Consider the following 22,926-nt stretch of genomic DNA (forward strand, 5'->3'; position numbering starts at 1 on the left):
GAACCTGAGGGGCGTCAGCTCGTTCCTGCGTCGACAAGGGAGAGCCCACTAGAAACGCGATTTTCCGGTTTTTAGAGGCAGCGATGACAGCGTTTGGGAGCGCATCCTTCGGATGCAGGAACGGGTAGGAACTCATCGGGAGACGAACGCTATCAGAAGCGCAGGCGGGTTCGAGTTCAGGCGGCCCGCTCGCGTTGACCGCCCTGTTCCTCCTCTTGGAGCGCCAAGGTCTTACGGTACTCCGCCGCCTCCGCGAGCTGGGTCAGCTCGAACTCCCCGTGGTGCTTGCGCACGGCCTGGGCGATCTCATCCAAGCTGACGCGGAAGAACTCCTTGCGCTCATTGATGCGGTTGACGCGCCTGTTCGCGAACGTCCTGTGGAGTGCGTTCTCCAGGGCCGGGGCGTCCGAGGTCCGGATGATGGCGTGGACATCGAACTCGAAGGGCACGGATGCATCCCCCAGCTCGTCGATGCGGTCCTGGGGCACGAGCCTCCTCGTCATTCCCAGCTTGAACACACCTTCCCCAAACGAGCCGATGTTGGAGATGACGTAGACGTGCCCCGTCCGCGTGAGCTGGGCCTGGGAGATGGCTCGCTGCTTCTCCAGGTCTTCGGCCACGCGGCGCTCCAGCTCGGCGATGCGTTCCAGCAACTTCTGCTGCTCGGAGCCCTTTGCCCGATCGTAGTCCGCCTTCGCCTTCGCCAGGGCCTCGGCGTCACGCTTCGACTCGCGCTCCGCCTCCAGCTTCGCCTTCTCCAGCTCGCGCTGGGCGGCCTCCTCCTCTCGCATCTGCTCCCGGATGCGGCGCTGTTCGTCCCGCTCCTGTTGCACCTTCTCCGAGTACTCATACGCGAGCATCAGCTCCTCGACCTTGAGCTTGACGTAGCGCCTGTCGATGACACACCGCTGTATCTCCACAAGGCCATTTATGGCGGCAGCTGCCTTCTCGATGCGCGTCTCCATTGCCTTCACGTTCTTGTACGAAACCTTCGCGACACACGCATCCGCTTCGCCATTGAAGGCCCGGAGCATCAGCTTCAAGGTACGGTCCGTCTGCTTCTTGCCCTCCGCCTTGCTGCCATTGACCTCCCACTGGAGAGAGCACGTGGCGGCTTCCTTGTTCTTCAGCATCTGTTTCTGAGAATCGCGGAGCCTCTCCAGGCGGTCCTCGTATTCCTTCACGGACGAGAGGGCGTACACCGGCTTGTAGAAGCCAAAGGAGAGCAGGACCTCCTCTTCCTCAAGGGCCTTCAGCTCGGCCTTCAACCGGGCGAGGCTTGACTCCAGGCTGGTTCGCTCGGTGTTCGCCTGCTTTCGCCGCGCTTCCGCCTCCTCCATGGCGCGTGTCGCGCTCTGGGTCGTCTTCGCCGTCTCTTCACGGATCCGGCTCAGCTCCGCCTTCGCCCGGCTCTGTTCGGCCGCGATGGCTTGCTCCACGTCCGCCTTGGCCCGGGCCAGCTGGGTTTCCACCCGCTTCTGCTCCGCCGCCAGCGCGTTGTCCGCCTCGCTCCTGGCTTTCGCCAACTCTTCACGGACCCGCTTCTGCTCCGCGGCAAGCGCAGCGTCCGCGTCCGTGCGCGCCCGCGTCAACTCCTCGGCCACCCGCCGCCGTTCGGCCTCCAGGTCCAGGATGGGCTTGAAGCGCTCCTGGACGGCCTTGAGCCGACTTCGTGTCTGGAACCACAACCCGAGGAGCAACAGACTCAATACGCCCAGTCCAACGGCAATCATCGTGGTCATGGTTGTCTCCTGTTCAGGCGCTGGCGGCGCGCATCTGGTTCTCCGCCGCGGGCTCCTCGCGCACCACGGCCGGCAGCTCCGCCGCCTCTTCCCGAAGCACCTCTTCAACGTGCGCGACGATCCGGGCGACCTCTTCCGATGGCGAGCGGAACCAGTCCGTGGACCAGATGCGGTGCAGCCTCCATCCCAGGCCCTTCAGCACCTGATCCCGGAGGCGGTCCCGGTCCCGGGCGGAACGTGACGAGTGATACCTCTCTCCGTCACACTCGACGCCAAGGACGTAACGGCCCGCTTGCCGAGGATGCCGCAGGGCCATGTCGATGAAATAACCCGCGACGCCCACCTGCGGGACCACTTCGAATCCCCGCGCGACGAGCGCCTTCGCGACGGCAATCTCGAAGTCGGAGTCGGGTGGCCGACCGCTGCCCACGCCGTGCGCCACCTTCTCTCCCTTGGCTTCGGACAGGTATCGCTGCAGGACGCGCATCCCGCGGGGACTGCTTTCCTGGACCTTGAGCTCCGACGGGTCGAAGGACGCGAACACCGTCAGCGCGCACCGCGCCCGCGTGAAGAGGACGTTCAGCCGGCGGTACCCGTCCGCTTGATTGATGGGCCCGAAGTTCATCCGGAAGCGCTCGTTCTTGTCGGGACCGAACGTGACCGACACGAAGATGGCGTCGCGCTCGTCGCCCTGGACGTTCTCCAGGTTCTTCACGTCGAAGGGCATGGGGGACTTCTCCCACTTCGCCAGGAAGGCCCGGAGGGCCGCGTCGTTCTTCTCCTCGGCAGTCACCAGGTCGTCGATGAGCTCTCGCTGCTTCGAGTTCAACGTGACGACCAGCAGGCTCTGCTCCGGGCGCGTACGCGCATGCGCCTTCACCGCCGCCAGCACCTCGCGGGCCTCGGGAACGTTCCGGTTGGACTCGTACAATCCCTGCTCCACGCGGTGGAAGTGGAGGCCCAGCCCGTCCAACTGCTCGCCGGGCGCGGGGAAGGTGATGAGGTCGCCGTTGTAGAACTCGCGGTTGCTGAAGGCGATGAGCGAGGGGTGGCGGGACCGGTAATGCCAACGCAACATGCGCATGGGAAACCGCTCCGCCGCCGCCGTGAGGATGCTCTCCGAATCCTCCAGGAAGGACGGCCCCTGGACCTCGTCTCCCTCCGCGCCCTCGGTGTCGGCGTCCTCCTGCTCCACCTGCGCGAAGAAGCTGGTGGGAGGAAGCTGCTCCGGGTCGCCCACCACCACCAGTTGCCGACCTCGGGCAATGGCTCCCAGCGCGTCCTCGGGACGCATCTGGCTGGCCTCGTCCATCACGACCAGGTCGAAGGTCAGCTGCCCGGCGGGCAGGTATTGGGCGACGGACTGCGGCCCCATCATGAAGCAGGGCATCAACGTCTGGAGTGCACTGCCGGCGCGTGCCACCAGCTCGCGAATGGGGAGGTGCCGCTGCTTCTTGCCCAGCTCGTGCCGCAGGAGATGCGTCTCCGTCATGCCCGCAACCTTTGCCGACGACACGCCGGGAGGGACCGGACGCTGACTGAGTTGACGCGCCAGGTATCGGCCCTGCTTTTCGATGCAATGCGTGTCCAGGCGGGCGAACTCCTCACGCTGGGAGGCGTGAACCGCGCCCGTGAATTGATCGAGCTCCGGCTGGTCTCGCAGGATGGCTTCCGCCAGGGAGCGGAAGAAGACGGCGTCAAAGGCCGCGACCAACTGCTCCGGCTCCAGGCCGGGACGGGTGTCGACGCGCTCCAGGAACCCCAGGGTGCTCCGCGCTCGCGCGACGGCGCGCCGCTGCCGTTGGTACGCGCACCAGGCCGGGAGCGTCGCGGACTGGCTTCGAGCCTGGCGCAGGCGCATGACCGTCGCCTGGAGCGGCTTCTCGGCGGCGGGTTCCTCCCAGGTGCCGGGCGCCATCCTTCCCAGCTCCCAGGCCTGATTGGCGGACTGGCTATAGGCGGTGAGCGCTACCTCCACGTCATGCGTGGCGGTGAGCAGGTCCGCGTGCCTCCGTGGCGTGTCCTTCCTCAGCAGCCACTCCGCCAGCCCCTCGGGCAGTGGCGCCGCGAAGAGGACGTCGACATGGCGCAGGGCGCTTCGAGGGCCCGCGAGGGACGTCTTCCGACCCCGGTATGCGATCCCTGGCAAGCCCGCCGCCGGGGCATGCGCTTCCAGCCGGTTCTCGGCTTCGCAGGCCTCGCGCACCCGGCGCAGCTGTCCCTGGAGCTGGGAAAGGGTCAAGGACGGCAGGGCATCTCCCTTTCGTGCCCAGTTCAGGACCTCACCCAGGTGTTTCAACAAGGCATCGAGGCTGTCCTGGGCCTTGCCGCAGGGTTCGGTGTTCCAGGGGGCGTGCGGCAGACCCATGCGCGTCGCGGCTTCCTGCACGGTAGTGCTCACGTCGCGGGCCTGGAGCAACTCGTCACCCCACACGCGGGTCTTCGCCAGGGCCTCCTGCCAATGGCTCGCCGGCCGCTCCAACACCGCGCGGCGGAGTTCCGCCCCTCGCTCTCCCAGCGAAAGGAGCAATGCATCGACGTTCCGGTAGGCGTCCACCCACGAAAGAATCCGGTCGAAACGCGTATCGACTCCCTGGAAGCGGGCGCCCAGGGTCGCTTTCAAGGTCGCGTCCTCGTGGAATCGCTCCCGCGCCGCGTGGTGCGCCAGCAGGTCGGTGTAACCCTGGAGCAACACGGGCCGCGTCGGACGGACGCCGTGGGACATGGCCTGGAAGTCCCGCCTCGCCGCACGCCATGCACCCGAGAGCCAGGGGATGAAGGGCGCGGTCGAAACCGCGACGGCATGTGCCTTGAGCGTCGTGAGCGGAGGAACGAGTTCGGGCATGAAGCGCACCGCGAGCGCTCGCGCCTGGTCCTTCAGCTCCGAGCAGGTGCTGCCGGCCTTCCGAAGCAACTCCTCGGCCTCGCGCTCGACCCAACGCGCGTCCCGCCACTCCAGGGCGGCGTCATCCAGGACCGCCATCGCTTCGACGACGCGGACAAACGTCTGGAGCTGCTGCGGCGTCCAGAGCGTGACGTCCACCTCCAGGCATGAGGCCACTGCAGCCATGAACCGGCGTCCCTGTGCCAGGGCCCGGGCTGCTGCATCCACCGCTTCATGCGCGCGTGTCAGCGTGATGAGCGTGGTGTCTGGCGAAAGCAGGCGCAGGGCCGTGTCGAGGATGGCTTGCGCGTCACGCACGGTGGGTACGGTCAGGTCCTCCTGGGCACGCCAGCCCGCCTCCAGCCCCGCCCACCGCGCCTGGACCGACTCGATGGCATCGAGCAGGGCGCGCAATCCCTCGCGCTGCGTGGCATCAAGCAGGGTAGGGATCAGCTCCGGAGGAGCCCCCTCCGGAAGGCGTGGAAGGACCCGGACGTTTGAGACCAGGGCATCCGCCGCGAGCGCGCTCGACCTGGGGGTGATGCCAGTTCGGACTGTGAACGCAGCCAGCGCCTTCTCCAGGAGCAGCGTGGACTCTTCCCAGGCCGCGATCCGTTGAACGAGTGTCTGGCGGTCCTTGTCCGTCAGCGCGTCGTTCGTCACCCCCGCAAAGGGGTGGGCGCAGAGGACGGGAGCGACGCGGCGAACGTCCCCCAACTGCGCAGCGAGGCCCCGAACCGTGTCGCGGACCTCCGCCAGCGCAGTGGAGGACATGCTCTCCGCGCCCTCGAAGCGCAGGCCCTCCAACTCGACGACTGCTTCTCCCAGCTCCGCTTCAGTGCGACTGACCTTCCAGAACACGTCGTGCGGTGACATGCCGAGCGCCCCGAATGGCTTGTGCATCCGCTCGGTATGCGCGCGCAGGATGCCCGCGGCGCTCGAGACCTGTTCGGTGAGCGGCCGGGGAGCGCTCGCGCCTGCGTCCAGGTTGAGCCTTCGCCGCAGGTCCTCCATGAACTGCTGCTTCTGGGTCTTGTGGCTGTGCAGCTCCAGGCAGAACTCACCCAGCCCCGCCTGCTGGAGGCGGCGTGAGACGACCTCCAGCGCCGCCAGCTTCTGCGTGACGAACAGCACGGTCTTGCCCGCCGCCAGCGCAGCTCCGATGAGGTTGGTGATGGTCTGTGACTTCCCGGTGCCGGGCGGTCCCTGCACCACCAGGTTCTCACCCCGGAGCACGTCCACCAGCACGCTGTGCTGACTGCTGTCCGCGTCCGTGATGAGGGGTGGAGGATTCAGCTCCGGCGAGTCCAGGTCATAGACCTCGCTTCGGCGTTCCCGGAGGCCGCCTCCGCCTCCTGCGCCTCCTCCCGGTTCATTCGCCTGCGCCTGTCCTCCCATCAGCGTGCGAACGAGCGGGTTGGCCAGCGGGGAACCGTTCTGCGGCCATCGGGTTGGCTCCAGGTCCCGCCACATCAGGAGCCGCCCGAAGGACAGCAGCGTCAGCGTGACCTGCCGCTCCAGCCCCCATCCGGGGCGCAGGCCCTTGAGCAGCGCCGTCACCTTGTCGAAGTACGCCTCCAGGCCTTCCTCGGCGGAGAAGGCCGGCAGCGCGATGCCGAACTCCTGCCTCAGCTTCTCCTGGAGCGTGAGGTTCAGCTCGATGGACTCGCCTTCGTTGTAGTCGACCTCGTAAGCGTGGACCTGGGTGTCCGGGTGGGCCTGGCCGCGCTTGAGGCTCACCGGCATGAGCACGAGCGGTGCGCTGCGCGGCTTCTCCTGCCGGGTATCACCAGACTCGTACCAGCGCAGGAACCCGAAGACGAAGTGGAGCAGGTTGGCTCCGGTCTCCTGGATGGCTGTCTGCGCGAGCCCCTGGAGGCGGTGCAGGTGGCCCTCCAGATCCTCCGGGAAGTACAACGTCTGCAGGTGGCGGTCCTGATGCTTGCGAGGAGGGGTGCCGCTCTCCGTGGGGGCCGCCTTGGGCAGCTCATACCGGGTGTCGATGCCCAGGCGCTTCGCCTGTTGAAGCAGCAGCTTCTGCCGGGCGTCCTTGCTGGGGACCTCCTCGGTCATCGAGAACACCACGGTCGCGGCGGCGGGGTCGAAGTCCTCCTGTTCCTCGGAGTCCTGCTCCGGTGGCGTCACCGGGAGGAACGTGAGCGCGCGGTGGTTGCTCAGCCGCTCGAAGACGACACCTGGAAGTTCATCCACGATTCGCAGCGACGTCCTGGCCGTGTGCTTGAAGTGGAGGAGCCGGTTGGTTGCGCTCAAATCCAGCAACCGGTTGCGTTGCCGCTGAAGCTCTTTCAGCATGACCGAGTCGTGCGGAGTCATGAATGTCTTCGCCCCCCCGGGCCGTCATGGGTGGGACGACCTGGCACCCCAGGTTCTGGCCCATTCCCCACGAAAGGGACATCACCCGGAAGAGGGATGGACAGCCCACGAAAACGCCGCCTCGCTTCCGGAGGACCGGAAACGGGCGGCGTTTGGCACTGCCTACGGATGTGACGAAGGACTACCGGCGCTTCTGCGCCGCGTCCGCGTGCTTCTCCATGAACTCCGAATACGGGCCGTTGAAGTCGAGCACTTCCTTGCCCTGCTCCAGGCTCCAGATGCGGGTCGCGACCTCGGAGATGAGCTCCTGGTCGTGCGTCACGCAGATGACCGTGCCTTCGAACTTCGACAGGCCTTCCGCCAGCGCCGCGATGGACTCCAGGTCCAGGTGGTTCGTCGGCTCGTCGAGAATCAGCACGTTGTCCTGCATGATCATCAGCTTGGACAACAGCACGCGCACCGTCTCACCACCGGAGAGCGTGTCCGTGGGCTTCATCCGCTCCTCACCCGAGAAGAGCATCCGGCCCAGCACGCCGGAGATCTCCTCGTTGGTCAGCTTCTCGCTGATCTCCCGGAGGTAGCCGAAGCACGTCGTGCCCTTGTGGATGACGCCGTGGTGGTCCTGCGGCAGGTAGCCCACCGTCGCCTGGTGACCCCAGGTGATGGTGCCCGCGTCCGGCTCCAGCTGCCCCGCCAGCATCTTCACCAGCGTGGACTTGCCCACCGCGTTGCGGCCGATGACGCAGATGCGCTCGCCCTTGCAGACCAGCCCCTTGAACGGCTTGATGACCGGCACCCCGTCGAAGGACTTCTTCAGGCCCTCGAACATCAGCGTCTGCCGGCCGCTGACCACCTTCTGGTCGAACCGGATGAACGGCCGCGCGATGTTCGAGCGCTTCAGGTCCTCCGTCTTCAGCTTGTCGATCTGCTTGATGCGGCTCTGCACCTGCGACGCGCGCGTACCCGCGTGGAAGCGCGCCACGAAGTCCTGCAGCTGGGCGATCTTCTTCTTCTTCTCCGCCGTCTCGGACTCCACCCGGGTCCGCAGCTGCGACTTCTGCCGGACCATGTCGTCGTAACCACCCGTGTACTGGATGATGGTCTCGTAATCGATGTCCGCGATGTGCGTGCAGATGGAGTTCAGGAAGTGCCGGTCGTGGCTGATGGTGATCAGCACGCCCTCGTAGGCATGGAGGAAGTTCTCCAGCCAGCGGATGGAGTCGATGTCCAGGTTGTTCGTGGGCTCGTCCAACAGCAGCCCTTCCGGCTTGCCGAACAGCGCCTGCGCGAGCAACACGCGCAGCTTCAGGCCGCCGGTGAGCTGGCGCATGGGCTCTTCGTGGAAGGACTCCTCGATGCCAAGGCCCGCCAGCAGCGTGGCCGCGTCGCTCTCCGCGGAATAGCCGTCCTCCTCCGCGATGACGCCTTCCAGCTCACCCAGCCGGTTGCCGTCCTCTTCCGTGATGTCGGCCTTGGCCAGGAGCTTGTTCTTCTCGTCCATGGCCGCCCACAGGTGGCGGTTGCCCATCAGCACCACGTCGATGACGCGGTCGTTCTCGTAGCGGAAGTGGTCCTGGCGCAGGATGCCCAGCTTCCGCGGGCGGATGATCTCGCCCATGTCCTGCTCCTCGTCACCCGCGAGGATCTTCATGAACGTGGACTTGCCGGCCCCGTTCGGACCGGTCAGGCCGTAGCGACGGCCCGGCGAGAAGGCGACGTTGACCTCCTCGAAAAGTTTCTTGGGCCCGTAGGCCTTGGAGACGTTGATGACGTTGAACATGGCGGCGGCTTGTAACGGAAATGGCGCGGCGACCCAAGACGCGCGGTGAATCGTGTACCGGAGGACCCAATGTAACCGCCGCCACGCCCCGGAAATGCCGGCTTCCGACCCCGCCCCTGGGGGCCGGGTAGGGAAAACGGAGCCTTCCCTGGGAGGAACGGCCTCCCGGGGACCAGGCAGGCGTCCCCAGGAAGCGGGTGCCCTCGGACGGGCAGGCTGGGTATAAGGCCCGGCAATGGCCGTCCGCTTCGAACTCCTGAATACCGACCCCACCGGCGCCCGCACGGGCATCCTGCACACCCGCAAGGGGTCCTTTCCCACGCCGATGTTCATGCCGGTGGCCACCCACGCCGGCTTCCGCCACCTCGGCATGGAGGAGGTGAAGGAGACGGGGGCGAAGATCCTCCTCGCCAACACCTACCACCTGATGCTCCGGCCCGGCCCGGAGGTGTTCGAGCGCTTCGGCGGCATCCACCCGTTCATGCAGTGGGACGGCGCGGTGCTGACGGACTCGGGCGGGTTTCAAATCTTCTCCCTGCCGGAGGACCGGCTCATCACGGAGAAGGGCGCGCACTTCCGCAGCTTCTACGACAACAGCCGCCAGCTCCTGAGCCCCGAGTCGAGCATCGCCATGCAGCAGGCGATCAACTCGGAGATCATGATGGTGCTGGACGTGTGCATCGACTCGCGCACGGACGAGGCCGGCACCCGCGAGGCCATGGAGCGCACCCACCGCTGGGCCGTGCGCAGCCTGGCCGCGAAGGAGAAGCGCGCCACGGGCCAGGCGCTGTTCGGCATCGTCCAGGGCGGCGTGCACCCGGCCCTGCGCGACGAGAGCGCCGCGTTCCTCACGAAGCTGCCCTTCGACGGGTTCGCCATCGGCGGGCTGGCGGTGGGGGAGACGAAGGTGGAGCGCGACACGATGACCGAGCGCGCCACCGCGTCCCTGCCGCAGGACAAGCCGCGCTACCTGATGGGCGTGGGCACGCCCACGGACCTTCTGGAGGCGGTGCTGCGCGGCGTGGACATGTTCGACTGCATCATCCCCACGAAGATGGCGCAGCAGGGCTACGCGTACACGTTCCAGGGGCTGGTGCGCATCACCCGCACCGCGTACCGCCTGGAGGACGGGCCGCTCGACCCCGAGTGCGACTGCTACGTGTGCAAGCGCTACTCGCGCGGCTACCTGCAGCACCTGATGCGCGGCAAGCACCACCTGGGCTCGCGCTTCCTGTCGGTGCACAACGTGCGGCACTACCAGAAGCTCATGGAGCGCATCCGCGAGGGCATCCTGCGCAACGGCTACGCGCAGACGTACCGCGAGCTGAAGTCGGCCATCGCCACGCCCAAGGACCTGAAGGACGAGGCCGCCGCCACCGCGATGACGTTGAAGGACGTGGGCTGAGCCTCGGGCGCGCGTTCCGCTGGCCGCCCCCCGGCCGGGTTGAAGAAGGCCTGACGCGGACGGCGGTATGGCGGGACGTGGCGGGTTAGCCTGCGGTGCCCGGGCGCGTAGGCCCGGCGCTCTCGCCGCATGGACCCGCGCACCGCCACCCTCCTGAGTCACGTCCGCGCGAGCGCGGAGAACCGGCCCGGCGTGTACCGGTTCTTCGGTCCCGCCGGTGAGCTGCTCTACGTGGGCAAGTCCGTGCGGGTGCGCACGCGACTCCTGTCGTACTTCCGCGCGGACGAGGGCGAGAAGGCGTGGGAGATCGTCTCCCAGGCGCACCAGGTGGAGTGGGAGTACACGGCCAGCGAGTTCGCGGCGCTCCTGCACGAGTTCCGGCTCATCAAGAGCCACCGGCCGCTCTACAACGTGGAGCACAAGCGCGACCGCGCGCACTGCTTCCTCCAGCTCACGCGCGAGGCCGTGCCCCGGCTGCGCGTGGTGGGGCAGCCCGGCGGCGGCGGGACCGCGGAGTACTTCGGGCCCTTCCACGGCCGGCACACCATGGCGGACGTGGTGCGCGCGGTGAACGACCTGCTGGAGCTGCGCGACTGTCCGTCCGAGACGCCCATGCGGCTGGCGGATCAGATTCAACTCTTCCCCATGAAGGACGACCCGCGGTGCATGCGCGGGCAGACGGCGCGGTGCCTCTCGCCGTGCGCGGCCGGGTGCACGACGGCGGAGTACCAGGCGCAGGTCGCGCTGGCGCGGGCGTTCCTCAACGGCGAGTCGGACCGGCCGCTGGTCATCCTGCGCGAGCGCATGGCGATGGCGGCGCGGCGGCTCCAGTTCGAGTACGCGGCGGAGCTCCGCGACCGCGCGGAGCGGCTGGAGAACGTCCAGGCGTGGATCGTCGAGCTGGGGCGCACGCTGCGGCGGCTGTCGCTGGTCTACACGGTGCGCGGGCACGGCGGCGAGGACCGCACGTACGTGCTCAGGCGGGGACGGATCCGCGCGGAGGTCCCCGCGCCCCGGACGATGGAGGAGCACGCGGCGCTGGACGCGCGGGTGCGGGACATCTTCGCCATGCCGGAGCCGGAGGCGATGGGCCTCCGCGCGCAGGAGGCCCAGGAGCTGATGCTCGTCGCGAAGTGGTTCCGCCTGCACCCGGAGGAACTGGATGCGACGGTGCCTGCCCCGGCGCGGGCTGGAAGCGATGAGCCCTTCGAGGAGGCGGCGGAGGCCCGTGCCGCGCTCGCTCGCACGCTGGAGCGCACCGTGGAGGGCCCGGAGGAGCAGGAGCCCCCGGAGCCTGACGGCGCCGCTGAGCCGGCAGGGTGATGACGCCAGCCATCACCCCTCCAACGACAGTCATCAGCGGTGAGGGCCTTCGCTGACGTGGACAGGCCCACGGGGCCTGGAATCACAGGGGGTTGGCGCTCACTCCAAGGCGCACGAGCGCTGGCACACGCCGTGCTCATGGGACCGACATCCCCGCTGTTTCCATCGAGGCCCTGTCCCATGGCGATCTCCTCCCTGCCGCGTCCGTCCTCAAACCCGTGCGCGATGCGTCCTTCCGAAGCCGCGCAGGCCCCTCGGAATGTCGTGGTGAAGGTCGTCACCCCCGAGGGCAAGCCAGTGAAGACGGTGGACTCCGCGAAGCAGCCCCAGGAGTTCGCGAAGCTGCTGAAGGAGCTGGGCCTGACCAAGGAGGCCCTGCTGAAGGGCGAGGGCGCGAAGGGCCCGGCCCCGAAGCCCACCCCCTCACAGAGCTTCCAGCAGGACCGGAACCGCGACAGCTTCGAGCCGTCCAAGCCGCAGGGCGCGAAGGGCCCGTCCTCCGGCAAGAGCGCGGATCAGGTGGCCCAGGACATCGCGAAGGAGGCCACGTCCTGGAAGTACGACTACTCGGGCGGCAAGACGTGGGATGCCGCCATGAAGAACGCCGGTAACTTCGACGCGTCCAAGTCTGGCGTCTGCGTGGACATGGCCATCGAGGCCGAGCAGCGCTTCGAGCAGGCTGGCGTGGAGGCGCGCGTCGCCTTCGGCAACACGGACCAGGGCCTTCACGCGTGGGTGGAGTTCAAGGACGACAAGGGCCAGTTCCAGGCCTTCGACCCCACCGCCGCGGCCTGCACCAAGAAGGCCGACGACGCCATCACCCCGTACGACGGCGGCGCCTACAAGTACCAGGGCGTCACCGAGACCCACCAGGCCGTGGGCTGACGTCTCCCGCCGGGTCAGCGTGAGCGCCGCGCCGCGATCCCGTCGAGCACGCACTCCAGGCCCTGGTCGAACAGCGCGTCCAGGGGCGGGTGCGTCGCGTCCTGCATGACCCTCGCGAGCATCGGGAACTGGCCGGTGGCGAGCATCCGCTGGAGGTAGGGCCCCGTGGCGTTCTGCCACTCCGTCTTGGTCTTGCCGCTCTGGACTTCGGAGCGCAGCTCGCTGGCCTCGGACTGGATGGCGCCGATGACGTAGGCGTTGACCGTTCGCAGGGCGTGCATGACGGTGTCGATGTCCTCGAACCCCGGCGTGTCCCCCAGCGCGGCCAGTGCCGCCTCGAGGTGCGCGAGTGCGTGGGGGCCCAGGTGGGGACGGCCGCCCAGCAGGCCGGTGAACCACGGGTGCTTGCGTGAAGCCCGCCGCATGCGGTGGGCGACGGCGCGCAGGGCCTTGCGCCAGTCCCCGCGCAGCCGGCCGTCCGCGGCCATCTCCCCGTAGACCTCGTCCACCATCAGCTCGAGCAGCTCCTCCTTCGTGGCCACGTAGCCGTAGAGCCGCATGGGGCCGGCCTCCAGCGCGGCCGCCACGTTGCGCAGCGACACGGCGTCGAGCCCCTCCTTGTCGGCGAGCCCCATGGCCGCCTGCACGATGGCCTCCCGGCTCAGCGGGACCGGCGGGGGCCTCTGGGCGGGCTCGGGGCGCTCCCAGACCACGGGGGGCTTCTTCGCACTCGGTTTGCGTCCAGGGCTCATCGCCCTCCGTCTTGCCCATTTCCGGCCACATTGACAACCCGTATCCGGAGATACACTGTATTGAAGGATACGGCGAATCGGAGATGGCGATGGAGACGAAGTCGACGGCGGTGCTCGTGGTGGGTGGCAGTCTGGTGGGGTTGTCAGCCGCGGTGTTCCTCGCGTGGCGAGGTGTTCCGACCGTGGTGGTCGAGCGACATCCGGGGAGCCATCCGCATCCCCGCGCCATCGGCTTCACGCCCCGGACCCTGGAACTGTTCCGCGCCGTGGGCCTGGGCGCGCGCATCCCCCAGGCGCCTCCAGGAATGCGGCTGCGGCGGGTCCGGGCGGAGAGCCTGAGCGGACAGTGGTTCGAGGAGTCCGCCTGGACGCCGGAGGACCGGAACGTGCCCGACCTGGAGTTCTCGCCGTGCCGGGGTGCGGCGATGGCGCAGGATCGCCTGGAGCCCATCCTCCGGGAGCAGGCGCTCGCGCTGGGCGCGGACCTGCGGCTGGGGACGGAGTTGGTCCGGTTCGAGCAGAGCGCTGACGGCGTCGTCGCGTGGTTGCGCGGCCGCGACGGCCAGGAGGAGCTGCTGCGGGCCGACTACCTGGTCGCGGCGGACGGACATCGAAGCCCGGTCCGCGAGGCGCTCGGCATTGGCCGGAGCGGGCGGGGGCTCATGCGCACCGCGCGCAGCGCCATCTTCCGGGCGCCGTTGCAGGAGTACCTGAAGGCGGGCGTCTCGCAGTTCAACATCGTGCAGCCGGACTTCGAGGCGTTCCTCACCACCTACGGTGACGGCCGCTGGCTGCTGATCCACCGGGAGGACCGCGAGCTGGATGACGCCGAGCTCCGGGCCATCATCGCCCGGGCGATTGGCCGGGACGACCTGCCGGTCGAGGTGCTCACCACGGGCCGCTGGGAGATCAGCGCGCTGATCGCGGACCGCTTCGCCTCCGGCCGGGTGTTCCTCGCGGGAGACGCCGCGCACACGCTGCCGCCCAACCGCGGCGGCTACGGGGCGAACACGGGCATCGACGATGCGCACAACCTGGCGTGGAAGCTGGCGGCGGTGCACTCCGGCGCGGCGTCGCCCCGGCTGCTCGACACGTATGACGCCGAACGGCGGCCCATCGCATGGTTGAGGCACCAGCAGATCTTCGCGCGCGACGACTTCAAGCCCATGGCGGCGCCGGGTAGCGACGCGCCAATTCTCGACGACGCGGCCATGGAGTTCGGTCAGCTCTACCGTTCGGACGCGGTGCTGGGCACGGACGCGACGCTGCCGCCCGCGGCCCGGCCCGACCAGTGGGCCGGTCAGCCCGGCACGCGCGCGCCCCATCTCTGGGTGGAGAAGGGCGGTGAGCGGGTGTCGACGCTCGACCTGCTCCAGCGGACGTGGGTGCTCCTCACCGAGGACGCGCGGTGGGAGTCGGCCGTGGCGCGCGTCGCAAGGGCGTCAGGCCTCGCGCTGGAGTGCGTGCGCATGGGCGGGGACGTGCGGCCGCTGGACGCGGGGCGTTCCGGAGCGCGTTCGGGCTGAAGGCGGGAGGCGCGTCGTTGATCCGCCCGGATGGCTACGTGGCCTGGCGCTCGGTCGACCTTCCGGACTCGCCGCTCGATGCGCTCCGCGAGTCCCTGGCGAAGTGCGCTTCCTCGACGCGCATGGGCTGAGCGCCGTTACCGGAGGTTCCGGATGACGCGGCAGGGGTTGCCGGCGGCGAAGACATACGGCGGGATGTCCCGGGTCACCACGCTGCCCGCGCCGATGGTGGAGCCCTCTCCGATGGTCACGCCCGGGCAGATGATGGAGCCGCCGCCAATCCACACCTTCGAGCCGATGGTGATGGCGCGGCCCAGTTCCGGGCCCTTGATGCGCTCATCCGGGTCCAGGGGATGCGTGGCCGCGTACACCTGCACGCCCGGTCCGAAGGACACGTCGTCGCCAATCGTCACCGTGTTGCAGTCCAGGATGACGCACTGGAAGTTCATGAAGACGCGCTCGCCCAGCCGGATGTGCTCGCCGTAGTCGCAATAGAAGGGCGGTTCGATCCACGTCCCCGCGCCCACCTTGCCCAGCAGCTCGGTGAGCAGGCTCTCCCGCTCCGGCAGCTCATCCTCGGTGGACTGGTTGTAGCGGCGCAGGAGCTTGCGGGCGCGGGCCCGCTCGGCCATCAGCTGTGGATCGGTGGCGAGGTACAGCTCCCCCGCGAGCATCTTCTCCTTCTCGGTCCGTGCCATGCCCTGGAGGGTAGTCACACCTCCACGTCGCTGGTGAACAGCCCGTGGCCCGGCTTCGCGGACCCGGATGACACTGGACAGTCAGGCCAGCGAGGATGGCGCCCATGAGGATCGAGCGGGTCGAGGAGACGCTGGAGCGCATCCGTCGCGAGGTGGAGCGGACGCCGGACGGCGTGCTGGCCTTCGACGGGGACGGCACGTTGTGGAGCGGGGACGTGGGGGATGACCTGTTCATGGCCCTGCTGGAGCACGGCGGCGTGCGGCCCGAGGCCCGCGTGGCGCTGGAGCGGCTGGGCGCCCACCATGGCGTGGAGGCGCATCCGGACGCGGTGACGCTGGCGCACGCGCTGTTCAAGGCGTTCGAGGCCGGGCGGCTGCCGGAGAAGGCCACCTACGAGATGATGGCGTGGATCTTCGCGGGCTGGCACGCGGAGGAGATGCGCGGCTTCGCCCAGGAGGTGGTGGCCCGCAAGGACGTGGCCCGCCGCATCCACCCGGAGGCTCGCCGCGTGGTGGAGTGGGCCCGCGGGCAGGGCGTGGACTGCTACGTGGTCAGCGCGTCGCCGCGCGCGGTGGTGGAGGCGGCCGTGCGCGAGGTGGGGCTCACGTCCGAGTTCGTGCTGGCGTGCACGCCGAAGGAGGAGGGCGGACGGTTGCAGACGTCCGTCTTCGAGCCCGTGCCCTACGGCCCCGGCAAGGTGTCCTGCCTGAGGCAGCGCACGGACCGGCCGCTCTACGCCGCCTTCGGCGACAACGTGTTCGACCTGGACCTGCTCGCGGCGGCCCGCGTTCCGGTGGCCATCCGCCCCAAGGTCCGGCTGCGGGACCGCGCGGCGGAGCTGCCGGCGCTGGTGCAGCTGCATCCCGAAGAGGCCTGAAACGGCTGTGCGCCGCTTCGTGGGTGAACACGAAGCGGCGCACGTTGCTGCGTGCGGGAGTGTCAGCGCCCGGAGACGGGGACGAACTCCCGCGCGCCGCTTCGCGGGTGACCACGAAGCGGCGTCACGTCGATGCGGGCGGAGGTCAGCGCTCCGACACGGGCACGAACTCCACGCGGCGGTTCGCGCTGCGGCCTTCCGGCGTCTCGTTGGACACGCGCGGACGGTCGGGGCCGAAGCCCTTCGCCTCCATGCGCGAGCCCGCGATGCCCTTCTGGATGAGGTACGCGCGCACGCGGTTCGCGCGCTGCTGGCTCAGCGTGCGGTTGGCTTCCTCCGGACCGCTGTTGTCCGTGTGGCCTTCAATCCGGATGCTCAGCTTCGGATTCGCCTTCAGGTACGCCGCGATGGCATCCAGCTGCTGCTGCTCGTTCTCCTGGAACTCCGACTGGTTCACCGGGAACTGGACGATGTGCTCCAGCGGCGACGTCGTCTCCTCCGCGGGCTTCTCCTCCTGCGGCTGGGGCTTGGGCTCCTCGGGCGGCTTCTGCTGCTTGGCGGGGCAGCCACGTTCGGACGCGGGACCGGCCTCGTTCGGGCAGGCGTCGTCCTTGTCCGGCACGCCGTCCTTGTCCGTGTCCTTCACGGGGCAGCCGCGCTCGGACGCGGGGCCGGCCTCGTTCGGGCAGGCATCGTCCTTGTCTGGCACGCCGTCCTTGTCGGTGTCCTTCACGGGGCAGCCACGCTCGGACGACGGACCGGCCTCGTTCGGGCACTGATCTTCACGGTCCACCACGCCGTCGCCGTCCGAGTCCTTGTCCGGGCAGCCGTTGTTCTCCACGGAGCCGGACTCCAGCGGGCAGCGGTCGTCCTTGTTCGCCACGCCGTCGCCGTCGTCATCCTCGTTGGGGCACTGCTCCGGCGTGTGGCTGCGGCCGGTGCGGCAGCGGTCCACGGGCTCGGGCTCGTTCGCGTACGCGATGCCCGCGCCCAGGCGGAACGACGGCGTGCCCGGGATGTCCGTGAAGCCGTGCCCGCCAATCGCGAACGCCTCGAAGCCCGCGCCCACCGGCAGCCGCACGCCGCCCAGCAGCTCCAGCGCGAAGTCCGACTCCACGAGCGACTCGGCGGCCTGCAGCGCGATTTCGCCGCGCAGCCCCTTGCCGCGCGTGGCCACCACCACGCCCTGCTCCAGCTCCGTGCCGACGTCGCGGCCCGGCTCCACTTCCTTGGAGCGGATCCGCACGCCCGCGTTGGCGCCCAGCACCACGGGCCCCAGCTCGCGGCTCACCGACACGCGGGGCGCCACCTGGAACCCCGCCCAGCCCGCCTGACGGCCGAACGCGTCCGCCGTGCCGCCCGGCAGCCCGATGTCCAGGCCCAGGCCCAGGAACACCGGCGCGCCTTCCTCCCGCCGCAGCAGTTCGTAGCGCACGCCCAGCTCCGGCGTGCCCAGGCCGAACGAGTCCGGCTCGCTCACGCCGACCAGCTGCTCCGCGCCGTGGCCGCCCTGCGCGATGATGACGGGCAGCTTCGCGGAGAACTCCAACCGGTCCACCGGCGACCACGCGCCAGCCAGCCAGCCCGCGGTGCGGTAGTGGAGGATGGAGCGCTCCAGCCCGTCACTGCCCTGGAGCAGGAGGATGCCGCGCTCGTAGTTGACCATGAGGAGCAGGCGGTAGCCGCCCTCGGGGAGCACGCGGCCGGTGTCCACCAGCATCGAGTCCGTCGCCGCCGGCTGGAAGCGCAGGCGCTCCAGGTCCAGCGGCCTGAGCGGGCTCGTGGTGGTCTGTCCGAACGCGGCGGGGGAGACGGCGGTGGCCAGCAGCGCGGCCAGCGCCCAGCTCTGTGCCTTTGTACGCAAGGGAAGGTCCATTCGAGAAAAGAAGGAGCGCATGTCTCAGTTCTCCCCAGCCGGGTTCTGACGGCGGCGCGACTGACTCCAGGCCGCCAGCGCGGCGAGGAGCGCCAGCGCGGACGTGGTGCCGCCGGTGCTGTCACAGCCACCGCCGGCGATCTCCACGACCTCCGCCTGGACCCGGACCTGGAACGTGCACTGCGCGGTGTTGCCCGCGGCATCCGTGGCGGTGACGGTGACCTGCGTGGCGCCCGGCGCGAAGGTGCTGCCCGACGCGGGCGACGACGTCACCGTCGGCGAGGCCGTCACCGCGTCCGTGGCCGTGGGGTTGAACGTCACCGGCTCGCCAGGGCCCACCAGGACGTCGGCGGGGCAGGTGAGCGCGGGAGCCGTGGTGTCCTGCACCGTCACCTGGAACGAACAGGTGAGGCCGCTGGAGGTCGCGGTGACCGTCGTGGTGCCCAGCGGGAAGCGCGAACCCGACGCCTGCGAGTAGATCACCGGGAGCCCCGCCGGCTCCAGGACCGCGGGGTCGTAGGTCACGTCGGCGCCGTCCGCACCGGTCGCCTCCGCGGTGACGTTCGCGGGACAGGTGAGGGTCGGGACGGCATCCACCACGTTGAGGGTCACGGTCGCGAGGTTGCTGTCGTCGACGCAGTCCCGAACCCGGTAGGTGAAGCTGTCAGGGCCCACGTAGCCGGGCGCGGGCGTATACGCGAGGTGCCCCTGCGCGCTGGTGCCGAGCGTGCCGTGCTGCGGCTGGGTGACGATGGTCCAGGTCAACACCTGGCCGGGGTCCGGATCCGTGCCGTTCAGGCCGAGCTCCACCGCCGTGTCCTTCGGGACGGTGACCGTCTGGTCCGCCGCCGTCGGGGGGCGGTTGGCGACGACGGTCACCGTGCGTCCGCCGGGGATGGCGTTGGCGAAGACGGAGAGGCCGTAGGTGCCCACCGGCGTGCCGGTGGGGACCGTCACCGTCGCGCGCGTGGCCGAGGTGTCGCTGCTGGGGAGCGTCCAGAGGCGCCCGCCCTCGGCGGCCCGCAGCCGCACCAGGGGGAAGTCGGTAGAGGAGTCGGCGCTGTTGCCAGAACTCGCACCGGAGATGCCCCGGAACAGCAGGCCCTCCAGGACGGTGGGGCAGCCGGCGACGAAGGTCGGCGGGTTCGTCACGGTGGGCCGCCACGCGGGGAGGGCGCCGGTGTCATCGAACAGCTCCGCGTTGGGGGTGGCGAGGCCGCCCGTCAGCAGGACCTCACCCGAGGGCAGGGCGACGGTGACCAGCCCCCCCGCGGTGGTGGGGTCCGCGACGTTGAGCCAGCGGCGGAGCATGGGGTCGTAGACCTCCGCCGTGTTGGCGTAGTCACCATTCGTGGTGATGCCGCCCGCGGCCAGCACCTTGCCGTTGGGCATCAGCGTGGCGGAGTGCAGCCAGCGGGGCTGCGTGAGCGCGCCCACCGAGGCCCAGGAGTTCGTGCCGGGCGTGTACAGCTCCGAGGTCGTCAGCTCCGTGAAGGCCGCGATGCCGCCCGCCGCGAGCACCTGGCCCGACGGCAGCAGCGTCAGCGTCAGCTCGTCGCGGGCGCCCGCGAGGCTCGCCGCCGCGGCCCAGGTGTTGGTGGCGGGGTCATAGATCTCCGCCGAGGCCAGCTCCGAGCCGCCGCCGCCGTGTCCGCCGACGACGAGCACCCGGCCGTTCTGGAGCAGCACGGCGCGATGTCCGGCGCGCGCCGTGGCGAGCGAGCCGGCCGGGGTCCACGTATTCGTGTCGGGCGCGTACACCTCCGCGCTTCCGAGCACCGTGGTGTTGCTCTGGCCACCGACGACGAGCACCCGGCCATCCGGCAGGAGCGTGGCGGTGTGCAGGTGGCGCGTGCCCAACAGCGTCGCGGTGGGCAGCCAGGTGTTGGTGGTGGGATCGAAGCGCTCCACGGAGGCCGTGGAGGTGTTGGTGTTGCGGCCGCCCACGATCAGGACCTGCCCCGAAGGCAGCACGGTGGCGGTGGCGCGCTCGCGCGGCGTGGCGAGCGCGGGCAGGGCGGTCCACGAGTTGCTCGCGCGGTCATACAGCTCCGCCGCGGACGACGAGGTGAACTGGCCGCGGCCGCCCGCGACGAGCACCTGACCCGACGGCAGCAGCGCCACCGCCGCGTCGGTCCGGGGCGTGCCCATGGCGCCCGCGGGCGACCACCGGCTCAGGGCGGGATCGTAGACCTCCGTCTCCGCGTAGAAGGTCAGGGCGGGGGCCGAGGCGAAGCCGCCCGCGATGAACACCTTGCCGTTCGGCAGCAGCGTCGCGGTGTGGTTCTCGCGGGCGACGTTCATCGTGCCCGCGGCGGCCCAGGTGCCGGTGGCGGGATCATAGATTTCCGATTCGATCTGCGGCACCGAGTTGGAGACGCTACCCCCGGTGACGAGGACGCGGCCGTCGGGAAGCAGCGTGGCCATGTGGCCGGCGCGCGGGAACGCGAGGCTGCCCGTGGCGGTCCAGGTGTTGGCCACCGGGTCGTAGAGCTCCGACTGGGTCGTCGCGCCGCCCGCCGCGAAGCCGCCCGCGACGAGCACGCGGCCGTCGGGGAGCAGGGTGCTGGTGAAGTAGTGACGGGCGACCAGCGGGGCCGCGGCGGCGGTCCAGGTGCCGGTCGCGGGGTTGTAGCGGTCCGCGCCGGGCACCTCGCCGGCCCCGCTGAAGCCGCTCACCGCGAGCACCTGCCCGTCGCGCAGCCGCGTGGCGGTGTGCGCGTTGCGGCCCAGGGTCATGGCGCCGGTGGGGACGAAGGCGTTGGCGACCGGGTCATACAGCTCCGCCGACGTGAGCCGGACGCCGCCAGCGCCGGTGCCGCCCGCGACCAGCGCCTGCCCCGTGCCCAGCAGCGTGAGCGTGGGCGTGCTGCGAGTGGTGGACATGTTGCCCGTGGCGGTCCAGGCGCCCGTCGCGGGGTCGTAGAGACGTCCCGCGGCGGAGCCGTCGGTCAACACCAGCACCTTGCCGGTGGGCAGCAGCACGGCCTGCGTGATGTTGCCCTGGATGCCGGTGGCGCCCGCGGAGGTCCAGGCGCCGGTGGCCGGGTCATACAGGTCCGCCGTGGTCACGAACCCGGTCCGGTTGACGCCGTTGATGATCAACAGCTTCCCGTCCGGGAGCAGGACGGCCGCGTGTTGCGCGCGGGGCCCCGCCATGGACGCGGTGGCGTACCAGGCCGGCGCCGTCGCGAGACGGGAGGTCGCGGCGCCGGCGCCCTCCGGTGCCGGGCGCTCGTTGCCGCCGCACGACAGAAGGCCCAGGCTCGCGCAGAACACCAGGAGCCCGCTCCAGACAGCGCGTTGTGATCGCATCGATGAAACCCCGATCCGCGAGGGCTGGCGCGAACGTGACCGTTGGCCCGCCGCTCGACGTGAACACTCCGGATGGCGGATTATCAGCGGGCCGGGTGGTGGGGCAATGCGTGAAAAAATCCGGTGCGGTCATCCATCCCGTGGATCGGAGATGGGCGTCGGGGGAGGCTCCAGGAAGCGGCGCCACCAGTGGCGGGTCTCCTCTTCGGAGTAGCCGTCCCAGGTGTCGGAGCGGGTGAAGGGCAGGAGCCAGGGTTCCAGGAACCCTGCCAGTTCGCGATACGCCGGCAGCGTTTCGCCCAGTTTCGTGTCTCCCGCCAGTGGCGCGGGGCCCAGGCGGATCAGGGCACGGCCCCCGGTGAGTTCCTGGACGGTGGTCTCCGGATGTTTCAATGGCGAAAGCATCCATGGGTCGCGGAGTCCGTCGTCTGCGCATAGCGCGTGGGTGCCGAAGCGCACGACAGGCTCAGCAGGGCCATCACCCCGCCCGGCAGTCGCCCCTCAATCATCGTCCTCGCCCACGTCATGCGCCGCCGCGTTGAACAGGCCGAAGCCTCCCGCCTCCTCGCTCGAAATGTCCGCCCGGCGCAGCGCGGGGGAATCCCGTGTCTGTCCCACCGCCATCCAGCGGGGCGCGGCCAGCAGCACGCCGTCCTTCGGCAGCTCCGGCAAGAGGTGCTCCAGGTCCCCGAGGATGAACTCCGCGTGCCCCACGTCCTTGGGCTCCGCCAGGCCTTCCGGTGGATGCCACGGCCCTCCGTCCAGGTGGCCGAAGGGGAAGCTCCCCGTGCCGCTCGCGCCCCCGTACCCGCCCTCCAGGAGCTGCCGCGTCCGCTCCTCGCCCCCCGTCACCGACGGCAGACAGACGCGCGTCAGCCACTCCCAGGTCGCCGTGCCCTGCTCCACGGGCCAGTCCAGCTCCACCGTGTCGTCCGCCTTCGCCAGCAGCGCGTCGACGTACGCGCACGCCGCGCGCGGTCCCAGCACTCCGCCCCGGCGCGCCTCCTCCACCGCCGCGGGCCACAGCTCCTCGCGGTAGTAGTGCGCGAAGTAGAACCCCGGCTCCTCCCACTCCGGCCGCGCGCCCCGGGGCAGCTTCGCCAGCACCAGCCCGCTCGACAGGTACGCCGGCCCGGTGGCCCGGGGATGGAACTGGCTGAACGCGAGGCGGAACACCCGCACCGCCAGCCCCGCCTCCTCCGTCGCCTCCAGCCCCTCCGGACAGCCCGCCCGCAGGTGGAAGTCGTCGAAGCGCAGGAACACGTCCACCCCGATGCCCACCGCGTTCTGGCACAGCGACTCCAGGCACGCCGCCAGCGGATGCCCCGCGGCCACCGAGCCAGGGGCCTCCCACGCGGCCTCCTGGATGAGCCGCGTCCCGGTCTCCACCCGGAGCGACAGCCGCACCCGGCCTCCCGGAGAGGGCGCCTCCCCGTGCCGCACGTCCTCTCCGTGAAGCGCGCCGCGATGTTCCTGCCCTGGGGTCCTCATGCTAGGCACCCATCCTTTCCCACACGTCCCCTCCAGG

15 protein-coding genes are annotated in these 22,926 nt (G+C 69.8%); 6 read left to right on the top strand and 9 right to left on the bottom strand.

Features of this window, described 5'->3' with window-relative positions:
- Positions 1–176 precede the first annotated feature (176 nt).
- From AABA78_RS30155 to AABA78_RS30165, 3 genes are all read right to left on the bottom strand, one after another.
- Complete coding sequence (locus tag AABA78_RS30155; protein WP_338268415.1) at positions 177–1,604, bottom strand: SNIPE associated domain-containing protein; 1,428 nt, start codon at positions 1,602–1,604, stop codon at positions 177–179.
- A 151-nt stretch (positions 1,605–1,755) separates the two neighbouring features.
- Complete coding sequence (locus tag AABA78_RS30160; RefSeq protein ID WP_338268417.1) at positions 1,756–6,939, bottom strand: PDDEXK-like endonuclease domain-containing protein; 5,184 nt, start codon at positions 6,937–6,939, stop codon at positions 1,756–1,758.
- A 202-nt stretch (positions 6,940–7,141) separates the two neighbouring features.
- Positions 7,142–8,740, bottom strand: coding sequence for an ABC-F family ATP-binding cassette domain-containing protein (locus AABA78_RS30165; RefSeq protein WP_338268420.1), 1,599 nt, complete (start codon positions 8,738–8,740; stop codon positions 7,142–7,144).
- 235 nt (positions 8,741–8,975) lie between these two features.
- Between AABA78_RS30165 and tgt the strand changes: the two genes are divergently transcribed.
- The 3 genes from tgt (at position 8,976) to AABA78_RS30180 (ending at position 12,353) form a co-directional block, all read left to right on the top strand.
- On the top strand, positions 8,976–10,145 hold the full coding sequence (tgt, locus tag AABA78_RS30170; protein WP_171411962.1) for a tRNA guanosine(34) transglycosylase Tgt: 1,170 nt from the start codon (positions 8,976–8,978) through the stop codon (positions 10,143–10,145).
- A gap of 129 nt (positions 10,146–10,274) precedes the next feature.
- Positions 10,275–11,468: an excinuclease ABC subunit UvrC gene (locus AABA78_RS30175; RefSeq protein ID WP_338268424.1), complete on the top strand. Its 1,194-nt coding sequence runs from the start codon at positions 10,275–10,277 to the stop codon at positions 11,466–11,468.
- Positions 11,469–11,648: 180 nt separating this feature from the next.
- Positions 11,649–12,353, top strand: coding sequence for a transglutaminase domain-containing protein (locus tag AABA78_RS30180; RefSeq protein ID WP_338268427.1), 705 nt, complete (start codon positions 11,649–11,651; stop codon positions 12,351–12,353).
- A 14-nt stretch (positions 12,354–12,367) separates the two neighbouring features.
- On the opposite strand, the gene AABA78_RS30185 is transcribed toward AABA78_RS30180, so the two are convergent.
- Positions 12,368–13,066, bottom strand: coding sequence for a TetR/AcrR family transcriptional regulator (locus tag AABA78_RS30185; RefSeq protein WP_338268430.1), 699 nt, complete (start codon positions 13,064–13,066; stop codon positions 12,368–12,370).
- Between the two features lie 128 nt (positions 13,067–13,194).
- Between AABA78_RS30185 and AABA78_RS30190 the strand changes: the two genes are divergently transcribed.
- Both AABA78_RS30190 and AABA78_RS39290 read left to right on the top strand, forming a co-directional pair.
- A complete protein-coding gene (locus AABA78_RS30190; RefSeq protein WP_338268433.1) occupies positions 13,195–14,631 on the top strand; it encodes an FAD-dependent monooxygenase in 1,437 nt (478 codons plus the stop codon).
- Positions 14,565–14,762 (top strand): aromatic-ring hydroxylase C-terminal domain-containing protein, encoded by a 198-nt coding sequence (locus AABA78_RS39290; RefSeq protein WP_338268435.1) that lies wholly within the window; start codon positions 14,565–14,567, stop codon positions 14,760–14,762. Before AABA78_RS30190 ends, AABA78_RS39290 begins: the two co-directional genes overlap by 67 nt.
- A gap of 6 nt (positions 14,763–14,768) precedes the next feature.
- Here the strand turns inward: AABA78_RS39290 and AABA78_RS30200 are convergent, their stop codons facing one another.
- Positions 14,769–15,329: a sugar O-acetyltransferase gene (locus tag AABA78_RS30200; protein WP_338268437.1), complete on the bottom strand. Its 561-nt coding sequence runs from the start codon at positions 15,327–15,329 to the stop codon at positions 14,769–14,771.
- A 104-nt stretch (positions 15,330–15,433) separates the two neighbouring features.
- Between AABA78_RS30200 and AABA78_RS30205 the strand changes: the two genes are divergently transcribed.
- Complete coding sequence (locus tag AABA78_RS30205) at positions 15,434–16,207, top strand: HAD family hydrolase (RefSeq protein ID WP_338268440.1); 774 nt, start codon at positions 15,434–15,436, stop codon at positions 16,205–16,207.
- A 145-nt stretch (positions 16,208–16,352) separates the two neighbouring features.
- Here the strand turns inward: AABA78_RS30205 and AABA78_RS30210 are convergent, their stop codons facing one another.
- The 4 genes from AABA78_RS30210 to AABA78_RS30225 all read right to left on the bottom strand — a co-directional run bounded on the left by AABA78_RS30210 (position 16,353) and on the right by AABA78_RS30225 (position 22,889).
- Positions 16,353–18,071: an OmpA family protein gene (locus AABA78_RS30210; RefSeq protein ID WP_338268443.1), complete on the bottom strand. Its 1,719-nt coding sequence runs from the start codon at positions 18,069–18,071 to the stop codon at positions 16,353–16,355.
- A 36-nt stretch (positions 18,072–18,107) separates the two neighbouring features.
- Positions 18,108–21,398 carry a Kelch repeat-containing protein gene (locus AABA78_RS30215; protein WP_338268445.1) on the bottom strand — a complete coding sequence of 1,097 codons (3,291 nt, stop codon included), beginning with the start codon at positions 21,396–21,398 and terminating at the stop codon, positions 18,108–18,110.
- Between the two features lie 129 nt (positions 21,399–21,527).
- Complete coding sequence (locus tag AABA78_RS30220; RefSeq protein WP_338268447.1) at positions 21,528–21,791, bottom strand: type VI immunity family protein; 264 nt, start codon at positions 21,789–21,791, stop codon at positions 21,528–21,530.
- 108 nt (positions 21,792–21,899) lie between these two features.
- On the bottom strand, positions 21,900–22,889 hold the full coding sequence (locus tag AABA78_RS30225; protein WP_338268448.1) for a hypothetical protein: 990 nt from the start codon (positions 22,887–22,889) through the stop codon (positions 21,900–21,902).
- Between the last annotated feature and the right edge of the window lie 37 nt (positions 22,890–22,926).

This window comes from Corallococcus caeni (assembly GCF_036245865.1).
GTDB classification, from domain to species: Bacteria; Myxococcota; Myxococcia; order Myxococcales; family Myxococcaceae; genus Corallococcus; species Corallococcus caeni.

Bases quoted from the DNA above. Each gene is read 5' to 3' on its own strand.
- AABA78_RS30160 (WP_338268417.1), bottom strand. From the start codon at position 6,939: ATGCTGAAAGAGCTTCAGCGGCAACGCAACCGGTTGCTGGATTTGAGC.
- AABA78_RS30165 (WP_338268420.1), bottom strand. From the start codon at position 8,740: ATGTTCAACGTCATCAACGTCTCCAAGGCCTACGGGCCCAAGAAACTT.
- tgt (WP_171411962.1), top strand. From the start codon at position 8,976: ATGGCCGTCCGCTTCGAACTCCTGAATACCGACCCCACCGGCGCCCGC.
- AABA78_RS30175 (WP_338268424.1), top strand. From the start codon at position 10,275: ATGGACCCGCGCACCGCCACCCTCCTGAGTCACGTCCGCGCGAGCGCG.
- AABA78_RS30180 (WP_338268427.1), top strand. From the start codon at position 11,649: ATGGCGATCTCCTCCCTGCCGCGTCCGTCCTCAAACCCGTGCGCGATG.
- AABA78_RS30190 (WP_338268433.1), top strand. From the start codon at position 13,195: ATGGAGACGAAGTCGACGGCGGTGCTCGTGGTGGGTGGCAGTCTGGTG.
- AABA78_RS30200 (WP_338268437.1), bottom strand. From the start codon at position 15,329: ATGGCACGGACCGAGAAGGAGAAGATGCTCGCGGGGGAGCTGTACCTC.
- AABA78_RS30205 (WP_338268440.1), top strand. From the start codon at position 15,434: ATGAGGATCGAGCGGGTCGAGGAGACGCTGGAGCGCATCCGTCGCGAG.
- AABA78_RS30215 (WP_338268445.1), bottom strand. From the start codon at position 21,398: ATGCGATCACAACGCGCTGTCTGGAGCGGGCTCCTGGTGTTCTGCGCG.
- AABA78_RS30225 (WP_338268448.1), bottom strand. From the start codon at position 22,889: ATGAGGACCCCAGGGCAGGAACATCGCGGCGCGCTTCACGGAGAGGAC.